The 17355-nt window shown below is 35.0% G+C and carries 20 protein-coding genes and 1 pseudogene; 17 read left to right on the plus strand and 4 right to left on the minus strand.

Going from position 1 to position 17355, the window contains the following annotated elements; translation table 11 throughout:
• Positions 1 to 411 precede the first annotated feature (411 nt).
• On the plus strand, positions 412 to 1440 hold the full coding sequence (mltG, locus tag acear_RS02285; protein ID WP_013277410.1) for an endolytic transglycosylase MltG: 1029 nt from the start codon (positions 412 to 414) through the stop codon (positions 1438 to 1440).
• 7 nt (positions 1441 to 1447) lie between these two features.
• Here mltG and acear_RS12905 read toward each other — a convergent pair whose 3' ends face one another.
• Positions 1448 to 1582 carry a hypothetical protein gene (locus acear_RS12905; protein WP_280956771.1) on the minus strand — a complete coding sequence of 45 codons (135 nt, stop codon included), beginning with the start codon at positions 1580 to 1582 and terminating at the stop codon, positions 1448 to 1450.
• Between the two features lie 339 nt (positions 1583 to 1921).
• Between acear_RS12905 and acear_RS02290 the strand changes: the two genes are divergently transcribed.
• From acear_RS02290 to acear_RS02300, 3 genes are read left to right on the plus strand one after another with little or no spacing between them, the layout of a single operon-like run.
• Entirely contained in the window at positions 1922 to 2575 is a 654-nt protein-coding gene (locus acear_RS02290) for an O-methyltransferase (RefSeq protein ID WP_013277411.1), read from the plus strand.
• 2 nt (positions 2576 to 2577) lie between these two features.
• The gene (locus acear_RS02295; protein WP_013277412.1) at positions 2578 to 3807 is read left to right on the plus strand and encodes a peptidase U32 family protein; all 1230 of its coding nucleotides are present in this window, start codon (positions 2578 to 2580) and stop codon (positions 3805 to 3807) included.
• Complete coding sequence (locus acear_RS02300) at positions 3807 to 4034, plus strand: DUF4911 domain-containing protein (RefSeq protein WP_013277413.1); 228 nt, start codon at positions 3807 to 3809, stop codon at positions 4032 to 4034. The genes acear_RS02295 and acear_RS02300 overlap by 1 nt, the downstream gene beginning before the upstream one ends.
• 194 nt (positions 4035 to 4228) lie before the next feature.
• Here the strand turns inward: acear_RS02300 and acear_RS02305 are convergent.
• Positions 4229 to 4963, minus strand: a pseudogene (locus acear_RS02305) (transposase); the annotation flags it as partial.
• Between the two features lie 338 nt (positions 4964 to 5301).
• Here acear_RS02305 and acear_RS02310 point away from each other — a divergent pair.
• On the plus strand, positions 5302 to 6123 hold the full coding sequence (locus acear_RS02310; RefSeq protein ID WP_013277414.1) for a hypothetical protein: 822 nt from the start codon (positions 5302 to 5304) through the stop codon (positions 6121 to 6123).
• 150 nt (positions 6124 to 6273) lie between these two features.
• Here the strand turns inward: acear_RS02310 and acear_RS02315 are convergent, their stop codons facing one another.
• A complete protein-coding gene (locus acear_RS02315; RefSeq protein WP_013277415.1) occupies positions 6274 to 6939 on the minus strand; it encodes a 4Fe-4S binding protein in 666 nt (221 codons plus the stop codon).
• Positions 6940 to 7103: 164 nt separating this feature from the next.
• Between acear_RS02315 and acear_RS02320 the strand changes: the two genes are divergently transcribed.
• The 9 genes from acear_RS02320 (at position 7104) to acear_RS02355 (ending at position 13643) form a co-directional block, all read left to right on the plus strand.
• Positions 7104 to 7619 (plus strand): DUF2284 domain-containing protein, encoded by a 516-nt coding sequence (locus acear_RS02320; protein WP_013277416.1) that lies wholly within the window; start codon positions 7104 to 7106, stop codon positions 7617 to 7619.
• Between the two features lie 82 nt (positions 7620 to 7701).
• On the plus strand, positions 7702 to 8409 hold the full coding sequence (sigK, locus tag acear_RS02325) for an RNA polymerase sporulation sigma factor SigK (RefSeq protein ID WP_013277417.1): 708 nt from the start codon (positions 7702 to 7704) through the stop codon (positions 8407 to 8409).
• Between the two features lie 128 nt (positions 8410 to 8537).
• Positions 8538 to 8705: a DUF5320 domain-containing protein gene (locus acear_RS12520; protein WP_013277418.1), complete on the plus strand. Its 168-nt coding sequence runs from the start codon at positions 8538 to 8540 to the stop codon at positions 8703 to 8705.
• A 179-nt stretch (positions 8706 to 8884) separates the two neighbouring features.
• Positions 8885 to 9805: a LysM peptidoglycan-binding domain-containing protein gene (locus acear_RS12030; protein WP_013277419.1), complete on the plus strand. Its 921-nt coding sequence runs from the start codon at positions 8885 to 8887 to the stop codon at positions 9803 to 9805.
• Positions 9806 to 10162: 357 nt separating this feature from the next.
• Positions 10163 to 10573: an IS200/IS605 family transposase gene (gene tnpA, locus acear_RS02335; RefSeq protein WP_013277420.1), complete on the plus strand. Its 411-nt coding sequence runs from the start codon at positions 10163 to 10165 to the stop codon at positions 10571 to 10573.
• Positions 10574 to 10706: 133 nt separating this feature from the next.
• On the plus strand, positions 10707 to 11228 hold the full coding sequence (locus acear_RS02340) for a YqeG family HAD IIIA-type phosphatase (RefSeq protein ID WP_013277421.1): 522 nt from the start codon (positions 10707 to 10709) through the stop codon (positions 11226 to 11228).
• Positions 11229 to 11234: 6 nt separating this feature from the next.
• Positions 11235 to 11939, plus strand: coding sequence for a cell wall hydrolase (locus acear_RS02345; RefSeq protein ID WP_013277422.1), 705 nt, complete (start codon positions 11235 to 11237; stop codon positions 11937 to 11939).
• 138 nt (positions 11940 to 12077) lie between these two features.
• Positions 12078 to 12494 carry a NusG domain II-containing protein gene (locus acear_RS02350; RefSeq protein WP_013277423.1) on the plus strand — a complete coding sequence of 139 codons (417 nt, stop codon included), beginning with the start codon at positions 12078 to 12080 and terminating at the stop codon, positions 12492 to 12494.
• A gap of 24 nt (positions 12495 to 12518) precedes the next feature.
• Positions 12519 to 13643, plus strand: coding sequence for a geranylgeranyl reductase family protein (locus tag acear_RS02355; RefSeq protein ID WP_013277424.1), 1125 nt, complete (start codon positions 12519 to 12521; stop codon positions 13641 to 13643).
• A 60-nt stretch (positions 13644 to 13703) separates the two neighbouring features.
• Here the strand turns inward: acear_RS02355 and acear_RS02360 are convergent, their stop codons facing one another.
• The gene (locus acear_RS02360; protein ID WP_013277425.1) at positions 13704 to 13964 is read right to left on the minus strand and encodes an AbrB/MazE/SpoVT family DNA-binding domain-containing protein; all 261 of its coding nucleotides are present in this window, start codon (positions 13962 to 13964) and stop codon (positions 13704 to 13706) included.
• Positions 13965 to 14334: 370 nt separating this feature from the next.
• Here acear_RS02360 and acear_RS02365 point away from each other — a divergent pair, with 370 nt between their 5' ends.
• From acear_RS02365 to acear_RS02375, 3 genes are all read left to right on the plus strand, one after another.
• Positions 14335 to 15519 (plus strand): quaternary amine ABC transporter ATP-binding protein, encoded by a 1185-nt coding sequence (locus tag acear_RS02365; RefSeq protein ID WP_013277426.1) that lies wholly within the window; start codon positions 14335 to 14337, stop codon positions 15517 to 15519.
• Entirely contained in the window at positions 15519 to 16346 is an 828-nt protein-coding gene (locus acear_RS02370; protein ID WP_013277427.1) for an ABC transporter permease, read from the plus strand. Before acear_RS02365 ends, acear_RS02370 begins: the two co-directional genes overlap by 1 nt.
• 104 nt (positions 16347 to 16450) lie before the next feature.
• Complete coding sequence (locus acear_RS02375) at positions 16451 to 17293, plus strand: glycine betaine ABC transporter substrate-binding protein (RefSeq protein WP_013277428.1); 843 nt, start codon at positions 16451 to 16453, stop codon at positions 17291 to 17293.
• Positions 17294 to 17355 lie beyond the last annotated feature (62 nt).

A 17355-nucleotide genomic window follows, 5' to 3' on the forward strand; every position in this document is an offset into this window, starting at 1 on the left:
GCTCTGGACACATATTGACTATTGATAATAGAATAGATTGCTATGGTTATCACCAATAGGAGTTGCTGTAAGCATATATAGACTATTTGCAATATTACATTGCAATTACAGCACAGAAATTTCATTAATTTGGTTTTAAACGCTTCCTCAGATTATTTTGCACAATTTAGTTGATATCTTGCAAAAAGCGACTTTAAAGCAGTCCCACAAGAGAGAATGATTAACATATAAAGCAGAATCTTTAAATCGTAACATTAAGGTTGATTTACTGCTGAGTGATTAGGACTGATTTTTGGAGCGTTTGCAAGATATCAACTCTAAACTGCAACAATATATCAATAATGATTAACTTATATATTAAGTTGACGTGTATGATTTATTAATTAGATTTTGAAGAAAGGGATGGGGTTTTTGTTTGATTTTCAATCGCGTAATAGAAATTTAGCAGCTGTGGTGATTATGATTCTTTTTATTTTAACGCTGACTAGCATTTCTTATCTCCAGAAATGGACAGGGCCGGTGGATAGAGGAGCGGTTTCTGCTTATGAAGTTGAGGTTAAGTCAGGGGCTAGCAGCGGTCAGATAGCTAACTTGTTATTTGAAAAGAAATTAATTAGACATCCGTTTCTTTTTAAGGCATTGGTTAGATTCAAGGGAGTTGAGAATAAGCTGCGGGCGGGCTATTATAGATTAAGCACAGGTATGTCGATTGATGAAATGATAGATAAGTTAGTTAGTAATGAGGTGATTACTTATCAGGTAACTATTCCGGAAGGATATACTGTCGAAGAGATTGGGGATAAATTATCTAAAAAGGCTGGCTTTAGTAAGAAGCAGTTTCTTACGGTAGCGGAAGAATTAAAGGCTGAATTTTCTTTTGCCGAAGAGATAGATGTTAAGCATCGGAAATATCCGTTAGAGGGCTATCTGTTTCCGGAGACTTACTCAATTCCGAAGGGGACTGCTCCGGAGAATATAATTAAGTTGATGGTGGGGCAATTTAAGGAGAAGTTAATTGATAAATTAATAACAGAGGTGAAGCAGAGCAAGTATAGTCTGGATGAGATAATAACAATTGCTTCTTTAGTGGAAGCAGAGGTAAAGTATGATAAGGAGCGGCGGTTGATTGCAGGCGTGATCCATAACCGGCTGAATAAAAATATGTTACTCCAGATAGATGCTACTATTCAATACATTCTGCCGGAGCATAAAGAGCAGATTCTTTATAAAGATTTAGCTTTGGATTCGCCGTATAATACCTATCAACGTTTAGGCTTACCGCCGGGGCCGATCAATAATCCGGGGCTGGCTTCGATTAGGGCAGCACTCAATCCTGCTGAGACGGATTACTTATATTACTTTGCTTTAGAGGATGGGAGCCATAAATTTAGTGAGACTTATCAGGAGCATCTGCGGCTGCAGAATAAGTTGAAATATTAAGGCTTGATTATGTAAAGACTAGTAATATTATGTGTAAATCTACAATCTTTTCACGTATATATTTGATCATGATATTGCCAGAATAGTCAATATGTATCCGCCGCTTGCCGCTCATTCGGCGTCCTGCCTCATTCGCTCTCAAAAATAGCCCTCTCGCCGTCCGTGGCTTCGGGCTATTTTAAGAGTCGCTCTGGACACATATTGACTATTGATAATAAAGTACATTTAATTTTGCGTAATTAGTTGATATATTTCAAAAAGCAACTTAAAGCAGCCCCAAATAAACGAGTTATTAGCATATAAAGTAAAATTTTTAAGCCATAGCTCTAAGTATAATTTATTGCTAATTGATGAGGGCTGATTTTGGCAGCGTTTGAAATATATCAACCCTCAACTGTAGTATTATATCTATGAGGCGTAAGCTGCTGGAATTAATCTAGCTGATAATATATTGAAGAGCAAATAAAGGTGGTTGTTAGTAATGAGCAAGAATATCTTAACTGATTTTGTACAAGATTATATAGAAGAGATTAATCCTGAACCGACGGGGGAGTTGAAGCGATTAGAAGAGGAAGCGTTAGGGAAGAATATACCGATTATTACGCCGGAGATTGGTCAGTTTTTATCGCTGTTGATTGATATTCATCGGCCGGAGCGGATTCTGGAATTGGGAACGGCTACGGGATATTCGACGGCCTGGCTGGCTAAGGATAATGATTGTGAGATAGTAACGATTGAGCTTAAGGAGCGGGAGGCTAAGGTAGCGCGGAAGAACTTTAAGGAGCTGGGATTGGAGGATAGAGTTGAGCTTCTAGTTGGTGATGCTGTGGAAGTTATGGACGAGCTGGAGGAGAAGTTTGACTTTATCTTTATCGATGCAGCTAAAGGACAGTATGTAGAATTTTTGAAGCAATCGCTCAAGGTAGTAAAGGAAGGCGGTTTGATTGTGGCGGATAATATCCTATTTAAGGGTATGATTGCTAATGATGACTTGATGCATCCCCGCTATGATACTTTGACTTATCGAATCCGGGAGTACATAGATGAAGTAATGAATCACCCTGAGCTTAAGTCATCGATTCTACCGTTAGGTGACGGCTTAGCAATTAGTATGAAATTAGGCAAGGAGGAGTAATAATGGAAGATGTACCGGAATTGTTAGCGCCGGCAGGAAATTTGGAGAAGTTAAAGATTGCTGTTCTGTATGGTGCTGATGCTGTTTATGTCGGCGGTGAGCTGTATAATCTAAGAGAGGCTGCTGATAACTTTACGATAGAGGATTTACAAGAGGGATTAGAGTTTGCCCACAAACGGGGCGTGAAGGTCTATGTAACGGTGAATATGATTCCGCATAATGAGAATTTAAAGGATCTACCGGAGTATATAGCCAAGCTGGATGGGATCGGTGTTGATGCTGTGATTGTGGCTGACCCCGGCGTGTTGAGTATTGTGCGGGAAGCAGCGCCTGAGATGGAGATTCACCTCAGCACACAGGCCAATAATGTTAACTGGCGCAGCCTTCAGTTCTGGCAGAAGCAGGGCGTGGAGAGAGTAATTCTGGCCCGCGAGTTGAGCATTAATGAGATGAAGGAGATCAATAAACGCGTCGATGTTGATACGGAGGCCTTCATTCACGGCGCAATGTGTATCTCTTATTCCGGGCGCTGTCTGTTGAGTAACTATATGATCAACCGCGATGCCAACCGCGGTGAGTGTGCCCAGTCCTGCCGCTGGGAGTATACCTTGATGGAAGCAGAGCGGCCGGGCGAGTACCATCCTATAGTTGAGGATGAGAACGGGACCTATATCTTTAACTCCAAGGACCTCTGTATGATCGAGCATATTCCTGAGCTGATGGCAACAGGAGTTAGTAGCTTCAAGATAGAGGGCAGAATGAAGAGTCTGCATTATGTAGCAACGGTAGTCAATACTTATCGGCAGGCATTAGATGAATGGGCGGAAGATCCGGAGAATTACACTTTCAAGGAAGAGTGGCTGGATGAGCTAAAGAAGATCAGTCACCGTCACTATACTACCGGCTTCTACTTCGATCAGCCGGGAGCGGAAGGACAGAATTATGAGACTTCCTCTTATGTGAGAGATTATGACTTTATGGGTATCGTCCAGGAGTATCTGCCGGAGACGGAAGAGGCGGTAATTGAAGTGCGGAGCAAGTTCTTTGAGGGGGATGAAGTAGAAATTTTTGGTCCTAAAACAGATAGTTTCATAGAAGAGTTGGAGTATATCAAGAATGAAGAAGGCGAACGAATTCTTGATGCACCGCATCCGCATCAGTTGATTACAGTTAAAGTAGAAGAACCGGTTGAGAAGTATGATCTAGTGCGGAGAGAGAAGAGGGATGAATGATGGATACGCTATTAATTAAGTTAGAAGTAGAGAAACCGCAGATGTCTTATGTGAATAATATTCTCAAAGCCTACGAAGGATTGGCTATGGTAACGATAATCGGCGGCGATACCGGCAAAATGGAACTGCAGGTGCCGCCGAGTACGAAGGAAGATGTGCTGGCAATTTTGGATGATCTGGCGGATAAGATAGAACTGGAGATAACATACATAGAAGATGAAGAATAAGAGAGCATCTTGCACCTGCAGGGTGTTCTTTTTTTGTTTGTGTAGGTAATTTATTCTTTAAGTAGTAATATTATAATGTGGCTTGTTTTATATTAGGTTGTTGAATAATTAGTTTAATAAATTGCTTAATTAGCAATTAAAGTTGAAATTTGATTTCTAATTATTATCAAGACTTATCTATTCCAAGAAAATTTATTATCTGTTATTCCATTTTCTATTCTACATTGATCAGTAAAATCATCAATAGAATCTGCATTTCTATAATTTATATCGGTCAATAATTTAAAACCTAGATCGTCTGCTAATTTGAATAATTTAGTGCTATCATAGGCTGCATCACCTAAAAGAATGAAAATATCATGTTCATCTAACGGTTCCATGATTTCTTTACAGCAATCAAAGGTGTTATCATAGACATTTCCAGTGGTGAACTTAAATGATAGTGGAATAGAGTCATTTGAAGCTATTAAATGTAATTTATATCCTTTATATCTACCTAGATTAGTTGATAGACCAAATTTAGCATTTAAATCATTCTTTGAACTTCTTAAAGCAGTTGCATCAATAGATGTAATTCTAGTATCAGGATTTAATTCTTTAATCACTGACTGAAAAAGTATATTAAATTTCATTTTTTCAAGCTGATTAAATCTAATAGCAAATGTAGAATGATCAGGTACATCATTAAGTCCGATGATACCACGAGCTAAAAGATCTTCCTTAAGCTTAGACTCTAGTTCTCGCAAACAATAAATTTTATTTTTAACTTTGTACAATAAATACTTAATCATTTATAAATCTGAATATTTTTTAGGTTTTCCACGTCCTAGATTTTCTTGAGGAGAAAATTTTGTATAATAAATTTCATCTAGTTTGGAACAAATTTGATAAAAAGTGTTTTCTTTTAAAGCTTCAGGTGATATAATCATTAGTGGTTGCTCCTTTCTAGTGATTTGGGTTTGGTCACCTGAAGTATTACTAGAAAGTGAGCAACTTTTCCTTTTTGAATTGGAAATATCTTTTCTTCAATAACCTATAAAGAAAAAGGAATAGAGAAAGCTAAAAAATTAATGAAAAAATATATTGATCAGGAAGAAAGCTAATATCTTCAACTCCGAGAAGAAAAAGATTTAACAGGAAACGTTAGCCGTGAATTGAGTTATAAAATTCAGTTGCATTAAATTAGATTGTAGAGTATACTAACTAGACGTGATAAACTTGCAGGATGCCAAATACATAATCAAACGAAAAAATTGGAGCTGAGGATATGAAAAATAATATCAAAAAGCTGATGCTGTTATCTTTATTGATCCTAGTCGTAACATTAGGATTTACCGAAACGATATTAAGCACTAATCTAAATATCGACAAAGAAGCCTTAGCATCACAACTTGAGCTAAAAGAAAATATAGAAATCATTACCATGCAAGAGATTGAGGTAACAGGTGATGGAATTAGCGATAAAGTCATTCTCTTAGGCAGCAAAGTTGGACCAGGAGAAAGTCCATTTAGAGATAATTTGATGGTTGTTGTAGAAGATGGAGAGAATCAAAGATATCTTACAGCAACCTATGATAACTTTGCGGGTTATAATCCTGAGCTATTGACCAGAGATTTTACTGGTGATCAAGTAGATGATGTAATGATTACTGCCAACAGCGGAGGAAGCGGCGGAATCTATCATCATTTGATCGCTACCTTTAAAGATGGCGAAGCAGAGGTTATCTTTGCTGAAGATAATAACAGAGGTATCGAGGTTACCGGCCAGTTTATTCCTGATTTCAAAGCAAGATTAAACTTTGTTGGTTTAGATAAAGAAGTAATCCTCGATATCAGTGCCAATAAAGACGAGTATATTAAGCAGAGAATCTATAATCGAGAGGGAGCTTTAGTGACAAAAAGACTGATTCGTCCTTACTCCTATCCTTTCAGTAGATTAGAAGCGGTTGATTATAATAATGACGGTCAGTATGAATTGAGGGGACTTCAAAAGATAGTCGGAACCTGTGGAGCGGACAAGATTTCCGAAGTAGATTCTATCTGGTCTTATAAGAATCAGCAGTGGACTTTAAAAGCAGTCGAACTTTAAATATCCCTCTTTCCTTTCACAATTCTACATAATCTGCATAGTGTAAAGGAAAAAGGAAGGATATGATGCCGAGAAATAAGACGCAGCAATTAGGTCAAAGAGACTTAACTGCTGCGGGATAAATATTCCTTTTGTAACAATATTATGCTGTTAATTTCTTGTTAAAGCATCTACTGGACAGTTATACACACATTTTTCACAATGTATACAGTCTAAATCTTTATCATTGCTCTTAACGAAGTCATGTGGTTTTAAATCCATTGGACAGTCTTTAGCACAAACACTACAGTCAACACATGTATTTTCATTAACTATAATTCGTTTATCCTGTTCAAACCATCTACGTCTAATTTTAGTTATCAAAGCTGATAAAGACCCCATAGGACAGAAAGAGCACCAAGTTCTTTCGTGATACATAATGCCTAAAATGACTGTAATAATTGATGTTATTAGAATGATTTTATAAAAGACAAAGCCGATCTTGATTAAATCTCCCTGAGCATTGATGATACCTACTACAAAGTTATAGACTAAAAATAGAGCAAAACCAATTCTAAACCAGACTGTTCTAATAAACTTAGGAATTTCTATACTGCGACTAATCTTGCTTAATAGATTATCATTAAAGCTACCGCGGGGACAGAAAGAACCACACCAGATTCTACCGCCCTTCCAGGCAGCTGTTATTGCCGGAGCTAACATGCATACTAAAGCTATGCTACCAATGACTGGATATTTCCACCCAATACCTAAAAAAGCTACAATTAAGATCCAGCTCCACTTACCAATTGTACCAGCTAATCCTTTTTGTCTCATGTTTATCACCTCTTTTATAAAAGCACCCCCTTCGCCGGGGGAGTGTAAAGAAATTATAATATATTTTATCCCTATTTGTCAAGCTAGAATTTCTTTTTGTGCAGGAATAAGAGCTTATATGGAGAAATTAAAACCAGAAGATTAGGTACTTAGGAGGGATAATAGTGAACACTGAATTAAAAGAGAAATTAATTTCTAAAGCTGAAGAGATGGGAGTAGTTGATATAGTTTCCTTTACTGTTGACCAGATTGAATTTGATAGCAGAACCTTATTAAAGTGTATGTTTGGTTGTGAGGATTGGGGTAATGGTAATACCTGTCCTTCGCGTCCTGGTTCATTGAAGCCGTGGGAGTATCGTAAAATATTTGAAGAGTACAGTTGGGGCGTAATTGTTCATACTAATGATAAGAAGTTATCACAGAAGATATCTTATGAATTAGAAGAGTTAGCTTTTAGAGAAGGATGCTATTTTGCCTTTTCCTTAAGTGACTGTGCTCTCTGTAGTGAGTGTGCTGGTTTCAATGATGAATCCTGTCGTTTTCCAAAACAGGCACGTCCAGCTTTTCACAGCGTGGGGATTGATGTCTTCAAAACAGTAAGAAAATTTGGTTTACCGATTGAGACTTTAAAGAAGGCAGACGAAGAAAAAAATTGGTATTCAGCTGTCTTTGTAAAGTAAAATATGATTGTACAGGCACGATTTCATAATATTCCCCATATATATGTAAATAGAGTGTGTTACTTATAAGGGGGAATATTGGATGATACCTGGCTTTCTGGCTGGAATAGGAAGCAGCTTGGCCGATGGTATTTTAGTTTTGATTTCTTATATTGCCAATAATAATATCTTTCCTCAGCCGCTGGATGATGAAGAAGAAAAGAAATATTTAACACGTTATTTAGAAGGGGATGAAGAAGCAAAAGAGGTTTTGATTGAGCATAATATGCGTTTGGTAGCCCATATTGTAAAAAAGTATAATAACTCTAATGTAGATAAAGAAGACTTGATCTCTATCGGTTCTATTGGATTGATTAAGGCTATTGAAACTTATGATCCATCTAAAAAAGTCAAGTTAGCTACTTATGCTTCCCGCTGTATAGAGAATGAAATTCTGATGCATTTTAGACAGAATAAAAAGACTAATCGCGAAGTAAAACTTCATGATCCGCTTAGTTCAGATAAAGAAGGAAATGAAATGACTCTAATGGATGTTTATGAAACTGATGAGGAAGCAGTTTTAGAGAAAGTAGAGATGGCTTTAGCAGAAGAAAGATTATATGATAAGATTGAAGGCTTAAGTGAGCGCGAACAGAAAGTAGTAAAGATGAGATATGGTTTAAATAATGTTGAAGAGCTTACACAGCGGGAGATAGCCAATAAATTAGGAATTTCACGGTCTTATGTTTCTCGAATTGAAAAGAGAGCGCTCCAAAAGTTGAATCAATTATTCTGTACTAATGGAGGTTAAGAGCCTCCATTTTTTGATATTTTTAATTAAGGAAAACAGATAATTGATTATTGACATATGATCATAAATAAGTTATAATATAATTGTAACAAACAAATGATCATAACTGATTAAAAGAGGTGATTAATATGCCTAGAGGAGATGGAACTGGACCTAGAGGAGAAGGATCTCAAACTGGACGTAATGCTGGTTATTGTTCGGGATTTGATCAGCCTGGATATGCTAATGATGAAGTGCCGCGTCAGAGATTAGCGCACAGAAGAGGTAAAAGAGGCGGACGGAACCGCCGTAGATAATGATATATTAAGAAAGATGTCAAAGGACTAGCCGCGCGGCTAGTCCTTTATTACTTTTAAGGCAAAGAAAAAAAGGCTTTGGTAAGCGGTGAAGCTACTTTTAGGAAAGGTTATCAGTATATTCACAAAATAAGACATTATACATAAATATACTATAAAGCAAAGAAAGGAGGAGCAGAATGGACGGTATCTTTTTAGCTCGTGAGATTCGTAATCGCGAAAGAGAATTAAATAGTTTATATAAGCGGTTAGACCAGCAGGTAACAGATGGTAACTTGCAGAATTTAGTTAACCAATTAAGACAGCACCAGAGCCAACAGTTAAGTCAGCTTGATGAGTTAATTAAAGGCTTGGAAGGACCGAGACCATTTCCACCAACCGTTAGGTTGGCCCGCCATGTAGTCCAGCAAGGGGAGACATTATCCCAGATTGCTAGTCAGTATAATACTACAGTTGCTAATTTACTGCGGGTAAATCCTGATATTGATGATCCAGATATGATTCAAGCTGGAAAGACAATCAGGCTGCCCATTATTCTACCGCCGTCACCTGAATGTTATTTTGAGTATGAAGTTAAAAGAGGTGATACTTTATTTAAACTGACACAGCAATTCAATACAACAGTTAATGAATTAGTTTACTATAACAGTATTAAAGATCCTGATTTGATATATCCAGGACAGATATTGATTATACCATGTCCAGAAGATGAAACTTCAGATGATGATAAAGAAATATCTGAAGAGTTAACCTTTAATACGCTAGACAGAAGTAATGCCAACAATTATAGTGGTTCAATTGAAGAAAAGTTATTTGCTGCTTCTACTAGAGCTCAGTTGAGAAGGGCATTGAATAATTTCAATATTAGAGTACCGACTAGAGTTAATTTTAATACTGATATAGTTATTGGCGCAATAGAATATGATATTGAAAATCTGTATTTAGAGGATAGAAGGATTAGAGTAGTAGTAGATCGCAAAGCTAGAGGTTATCATTTAGTAACAGTACCAAGAGATCAATTTAGGGAACAGGGATCTTATAGAGTATATTTTGTTACTCGCGATAATAGAACATTGGATAGAGATAGAGTGAATATTTAAAAAATCTATTATATTTAAAAGGAATTGTTAATTCTGCATAGTAATAGTTAAATAATGGTAAAATAGAGTTCCCTATTCTTTCTTTTTACAGAAGGAGTAGGGGTTTATTTTTAAATTACGTTTTTTCACAAAGATAAAAGGAGATTAGTATCTGTTGGAAAAATATTGAATGAGATGTTAAAATGAGCTTAAAAGGTTTAGGACAAATAGTAAAGACTCCACACTTATTCTTTGATTCAATATCAAAAAATAGGTTAGTTTTTGTTTAAATATTAACTATATGTAATTACATTAAATTTTAATATGATTGCTATCTAAGGTAATATATGATATACTATATGTGGAAGGTGATAACAATTGAGTAACCAAAATAATCTAATTCATGCTAGAACATGTGTTTATAATGTTGGCTATCACATTGTATTTACAGTTAAATGTCGAAAGAAAGTATTAACTGGTAAAGTAGCTACTAGATTAAAAGAAGTATTACATCAAGTTGCTCAGGATAAAGAGTTTATTATTGAAACTATGGAGTTAATGCCTGACTATGTAGATTTATTTGTAACTGCTCACCCTAAAATAGCTCCTAGTTATATTGTTAAAATGAGTAAAGGTATTAGCGGTAGATTATTATTAAAAGAATTTCCTAAATTAAAAGAGGAGTTATATAAAGGACATTTATGGAATAAATCTTATTATCTAGAAACTGTAGGTAGTATTTCTAAGGATACTGTTAAGCAATATATTGAAAATCAAAAATCTAAATAATAATGTTAGTATATAATACATAAGATTTTGTTAGATAGGTTCACAATTTATTACATTTGTGTTATAATTTATAGTACATAATTATATCATTTTGAGGGATGAATAGATATAGAATTGAATTGAGGTAGATAGAATGGAATTGAAAGATGCAATTATAGATTTATGTCGTCCTGATTTTTATTATAAGAGCATCTATGATATCAATCTACAGCAGCTTAAAGAATTAGGAATCAATGGTTTGATCTGTGATCTTGATAATACTCTTTTAGCCTGGAATCATCATCAGGTAGAACCGCAAATTAAAGAATGGATAGCCCACATAAAAGAATTAGGAATTTCTGTCTGTATTCTGTCTAATAGTTTACAGGTTAGGGTAGATAAAATTTCTAATATATTACAGTTGCCGGCTGTTTCTCAGGCTTTAAAACCGCGCAAGCGGGCATTTAAGACGGCAATTAATAAATTAAATGTTAATTCAAACCGTATAGCTGTAATTGGAGACCAGTTATTTACTGATGTTTTTGGAGGAAATAGGTTAGATTTGTTAACAATTTTAGTAGATCCGATTGCTGATAAAGAATTTGTTACTACTAAATTAATTAGACTATTAGAAAAAAATTTTAAGAAAGAGTTAGAATTAATCCAAAAGGAGTGAGGTATGATGAAGAAAGTATCTAAATATCATACTATATTACTAATTTTAGTTTTTATTTTCTTTATTTCGATTTTTATAGATAAACCAGTAGCTCAGGCAAGCAGTAGTTATAATTTTGAGTTTGGAGCTAGAGATTTAAAGTATGGTGATGAAGGTGTTGATGTAGTTTTTCTTCAAGTTCAGTTGAAGGTATTAGGATTTTATGAAGGAGAAATAGATGGCTTGTTTGGAAGAGGAACTTTAGAAGCTGTAGAAAAGTTTCAGAATAAAAATGATTTAAAAGTTAATGGCATTGTCGATAAAAATGTTTATAAATATCTGGAACTTGGTAATTATGCCGAACAGAATGAATTTGTTCAGCATAAGATTATGACTTTAGCTAGAGCTATTAATGGTGAAGCTAGAGGAGAGTCATTCCGCGGTCAGGTTGGTGTTGGAGCAGTAATTTTAAATCGAGTTAGAAATGATGAGTTTGCTAATAGTATTAAAGAAGTGATTTATGAGGATGGACAATTCACTTCAGTAGTTGATGGCCAGGTTAATTTACCCCCTACGGAATTATCTATTAAAGCAGCCAAAGCGGCATTAATAGGCTACGATCCAACAGGTAATGCTCGATTCTTTTATAATCCCAAAATTGCTACCAAATTAGAATGGATTTCCTCTCGGCCAAAGATAGTTAAGATTGATAATCATATATTTGCAGATTAAAGATCCCATTTGGGGGATCTTTTTATTTTTGATTTTTGGAGAACTTATGTTAGAATTAAGAGGAAGTAAATTTAATTAAAGGATAATTTAGACTGGTATCGAAAACAAATAATGATGAAATTTATAAAGGATGATAATATGTTCCAGAAATTAAGAGGCATTTTGACAACTTATGATAAAATATTAATTATATCTATTTTATTGTTTACGATTGTAGGTATTGGTTGGTCAGTGTTTAATTTAGCTGAAGATAATCAAAGTGCTAAGTATGTAGTAATTGAGCATAAAAATCAGGTGTTAAATAAATTTAGGTTAACTTCTGATTTCCAAAAAAGAATTACAATTGATTTAGACCATGGAACAGCAGAGATTATGGTCGAGAATGGAGAAGTGAGAATGATGGAGATGCCAAGAGAGATCTGTCCACTAGGAATCTGTTCTGATACAGGATGGGTTAGTAATGTAGGGGAGACAATTGTCTGTATTCCTAACCAAATAGTAATTGCTGTTGAGGCCCAAGATTCTGAAGATAAAATAGATGGTATCTCGTACTAAATTAAATGAATGGTGGTGAATCTAATGAAATATGATATTTTAATAGTAGGAGCAGGACCAGCTGGGGCTTATACTGCCTATAGATTAGCCCAGGCAGATTTAGATGTATTATTATTGGAAAAGGAAGAATTACCCAGATATAAGCCCTGTGGGGGAGGTCTGACTTCAAAAGTTTTTGGAATTATACCTGAATTTAATTTAGATCATGTTATTGAGGATAAAATCTCTACTGTGGTCTTTACTCATAATGTAGAAGCTCCTATTAAGCTTGATTTCATAGAGCCTTTTACCTATATGACTATGAGAGATAAGTTTGATTATTTCTTAGTTCAGCAGGCTAAAGAGGTAGGAGTAAAAGTGATTGATAATACTCCAGTAGTAGACATAAGATGTATGTCGGATAGAGTTCGTGTCTGTACTACAGGAAGTGAGTATACTGCTAAATATATCATTGGAGCTGATGGAGCCAGGAGTTTAGTTGCGCAGCAATTAGGCTTAATGGATGGGGTGGAGTCTGCTATTGCTTATGAAAAAGAGATAAAGGTGTCTTCACAGTTACTTGAAGCCCAGCGGGGAATTATGAATCTTGATTATGGAATTATTCATGGCGGTTATAGCTGGATTTTTCCTAAGGTCGATCATTTTTCTGTAGGTGTTGGTACCTTTGCTGAAGGAGTAAGCTTAAAAAAGAGTTTAGAAGATTATTTAGCTAAAGGTAAAATAGATGATTATAAGGAACTTAAAGCTAAAGGCCATCCTCTGCCAGTTGGAGGGTCTAAACGGGAATTAACATACAAACGAGCAGTATTAATTGGCGATGCTGCTGGCTTAGTTGATCCATTGTCAGGAGAGGGAATTTTTTATGCTTTAAAGAGTGCTGATTTAGCCAGCCGGATACTTCTTGATGTTATACGGAGAGGCAAATCCTTAAGCAGATATACTACTTTAATTAATCAGGAAATACTACCTGAATTTCGCAAAGCAGAATTAATCAAAAAAATCTTTTTTAAGTTTTCTGATTTATTACATAAGTTATTTATGAAAGAAAATTGGATTTTAAAGAAGTTAATACAGGTTATCTATGGTGATGATACTTATTCAAATCTGTATGATAATATTCAAAATCAAATTCCTTTATTAAAATTTTAAATAAAATAACCAGGATTAGGGGGCCCTAATCCTGGTTTAATTTGATTGAATCTTAAGTAATTAAGCAGGCTTTTCTTCTGATTTCTCTACCATTTTATCTAAGCATTCAGAACAGATAATTTTATTTTTAAAATCGATAGTATTTTCTGCATTACCACAAAAGATGCAAGCAGGTTCATACTTTTTAAAGATTATTTTGTCATTGTCTACGTAGATTTCTAAAGAATCTTTAGTCTCAAGCCCTAAAGTTCTACGCAGTTCAATTGGAATTACTATTCTTCCTAAATCATCTACTTTTCTAACAATACCTGTTGATTTCATTTCTTTCTCCCCTCCCTTTACATAATTCGACAAAAACTCTAAATTAATTATATATAAGAAGAATAAACTTGTCAAGTTTATTGGCAAGTTTTTTCAAGGCAAATTTGGGTTATCTTTCTTTAAATCCCAGTTAAAATTTAACAGGTTAAATAGTTTGGAATTATTTTTAAAGTTTGGTTTATAGTTTGACAAACCTGATTATATGTTATATTATTTATAAACGAGATTTGCGGGGAGTAAATTTTTAGTCAGGATAGAAGATGTTTATTATCAATTAATAGTCTACAGTGATAATCTTTGGAATAAAAGTTAACTTTATTTCAAAGATTTTTTGTTTACAGTGAATAAAATAACCTGGGAGGTTGAATTAATGAAAGAGATAGAAGTAAATAATCTTTCAAAGATATTTGGAAATAATCCTCAAGAAGGTATTGAGTTATTAAAAGAAGGATATTCTAAAGATGAGATATTAGAGAAGACGGGCTTGACAGTAGGTGTGAATGATGTTAGTTTTAAAGTTAATACAGAAGAAATATTTGTGATTATGGGGCTGTCAGGCAGCGGTAAGTCGACTTTATTGAGGTGTTTAAATAGGTTAATTGAACCAACAGCTGGAGAATTGAAATTAAAGGATCAGAATCTAATGGATTTGGATCAACAGAGTTTACGCCAGATGAGAAGAGATAAATTTGGAATGGTCTTTCAGAATTTTGCTCTTTTTCCTAATAGGACTGTACTAGAGAATGCTGAATTTGGATTAGAGATTCAGGATGTACCTAAAGAAGAAAGAGAAGTACAAGCTAAAGAGGCATTAAAAAGAGTAGGTCTGGATGGATGGGAGGACCAATATCCTGAGCAATTAAGTGGTGGAATGCAGCAAAGAGTTGGTTTGGCTCGAGCTCTAGCAGTTGATCCTGAGATTCTTCTTATGGATGAACCTTTTAGTGCTTTAGATCCTTTAATCAAAAAAGAAATGCAGGATGAATTACTGGATATTTATCAAGATTTAGATAAAACAATTCTATTTATTACTCATGATTTAGATGAAGCTCTTAAACTAGGTGATCGAATTGCTATTATGAATGATGGAAAAATTGTTCAGATAGGAACTCCAGAAGAGATTTTGACTGATGCTGAAAATGATTATGTTAAGGAATTTGTACAGGATGTAAATCGTTCTCGTATCTTAACTGCTGAAGATATTATGACTAAACCTCTAGCTTTATTATATGATCAGGACGGTCCTCATACTGCTATGCATAAAATGAGGCAGAATGAAATTTCCAGTATTTTTGTAGTAGATAAAGAACGAAAACTTAAGGGAATAGTAGAAATTGAAGATGCTGTTGAAGGAGTTAATAAAGGACAAAAGGATTTAGAAGGTATAATGAAGGAGACTCCTACTACCAATCCAGATGAAAACTTAGATGAGTTATTTTCTGAGATTGCTGATTTAGATATTCCTCTACCAGTGATTAATGATGAAGGGAAGTTATTGGGGCTGATTATTAAGAGTAATGTCTTAGCTAATTTAGCTAGTGAGGAGAGGGTATAATGAATTTGCCTATAGGCAAAGGAGTAGAATTATTATTAGATGTACTTTTGAATAATTTTGGACCTTTCTTTGAAATAGTATCAAATTTAGTGGAGCAATTTATGACTGGATTTACAAATTTACTTTTAGTAGCTCCACCTTTAGTTGTTATTTTAGCTTTAACCGGTTTAGCTTTATTAATAGCCGATAAGAAGGTAGCTTTCTTCAGTTTTATTGGTCTTTTTGTAGTATTTGGTATGGGATTGTGGGTAGCTACTATACGTACTTTTGTCTTAGTTTTTGTTGCAGCTGTAATTGCGCTAGCTTTAGGAATTCCAACAGGAATTTTGATTAATAAGAGTCAATTATTGAATAGAATAATTACCCCCATTTTAGACTTTATGCAGACTATGCCTCCGTTTGTTTACTTAATCCCAGCCACTATGTTCTTTGGAATTGGTAATGTTCCTGGAGTAATGGCTACAGTTATTTTTGCAATGCCTCCAGCGATTAGATTAACTGATTTGGGCCTAAAACAAGTACCAGATGAACTAGAAGAAGTAGGATTTGCTTTTGGGTCTACTCCATGGCAGATGTTGTTTAAAGTTAGGTTACCTCTAGCATTACCTTCAATTATGGCGGGGATTAATCAATGTATTATGCTTTCCTTATCTATGGTTGTTATAGCTTCTATGATTGGAGCTAAAGGTCTAGGAGCTGAAGTGTTGAATGGAATTCAAAGGATGCAGATTGGAGTTGGATTTGAAGCTGGATTAGGAGTAGTTATTTTGGCTATTATTTTAGATAGAATTACTAAGGGATTGAATCAGGTTAACGCGGAGCAATAAATTAAAATAAATTAGGAGGGGTTATTATTTTTAACAGTAAAACTAAAAGCTTTACGTTAGTAGCTTTAGCTTTATTGTTAGCAGTGACGGTGACAGGATGTGGTATGCTTCAAAGTCCGCAGCAGACAAGCCAAGATGAATCAGTTGAGCAGAAAGGAAAGGTTAAGATTGGTTATGTGCAGTGGGCATCAGCAGAGGCTTCTACATATGTTGTTCGTGAAGTTTTAGAGAGAATGGGCTATGAGGTGGAAACACCGGTAACGCAATCTGGACCAATGTTTCAAGGGACAGCTAATGGTGAGTTAGATGCTTTCGTTTGTGCATGGTTACCTAATACAGATAAGACGCGTTGGGAAGAATATGGTGATGAATTAGTTGATTTAGGGAGTAATTATGATTCAGCTCAGATAGGCCTTGTAGTTCCTGAATATGTCAAAGCTGATACTATCCCTGAACTTAAAAAATATGCCGATAAATTTAATAAAGCAATAGTAGGAATTGATCCTGGCGCTACGGAAATGACAGTAATTGAGAATAAGACTATGCCTAAATATGGTTTAAAAGATTGGGAATTAACTAGTAGTAGTGGACCGGCTATGACTGCTGAATTAGGTAAAGCAATTAAAAATGATGAATGGATTGTAGTAGCTGGTTGGAAACCGCACTGGAAATGGTCTAAATGGGATCTTAAATTCTTAGAAGATCCAGAGTTAACTATGGGTGAAGGCGAATATATTAAGAGTATAGGTAGACCAGAGATTAAAGAAGATATGCCTACAGTAGCTAAGTTCTTACAGAATTATAAGCTGACTACAGAACAGTTAGGTTCTATAATGTTAAAAATTCAAAATGGAATGGAACCGAAGAAAGCTGCTGAAGAGTTTGTCAGTAATAATCCGGAAGCTGTTAATAGCTGGGTACCGGGAGATAAAGAAGTTGTAAAATAATTAGATTAAATTAATTAAAGTATCAGATTAAATAAACTAATCTGATACTTTAATTACTGTTT

This window comes from Acetohalobium arabaticum DSM 5501 (assembly GCF_000144695.1).
Classification (GTDB): Bacteria; Bacillota; Halanaerobiia; order Halobacteroidales; family Acetohalobiaceae; genus Acetohalobium; species Acetohalobium arabaticum.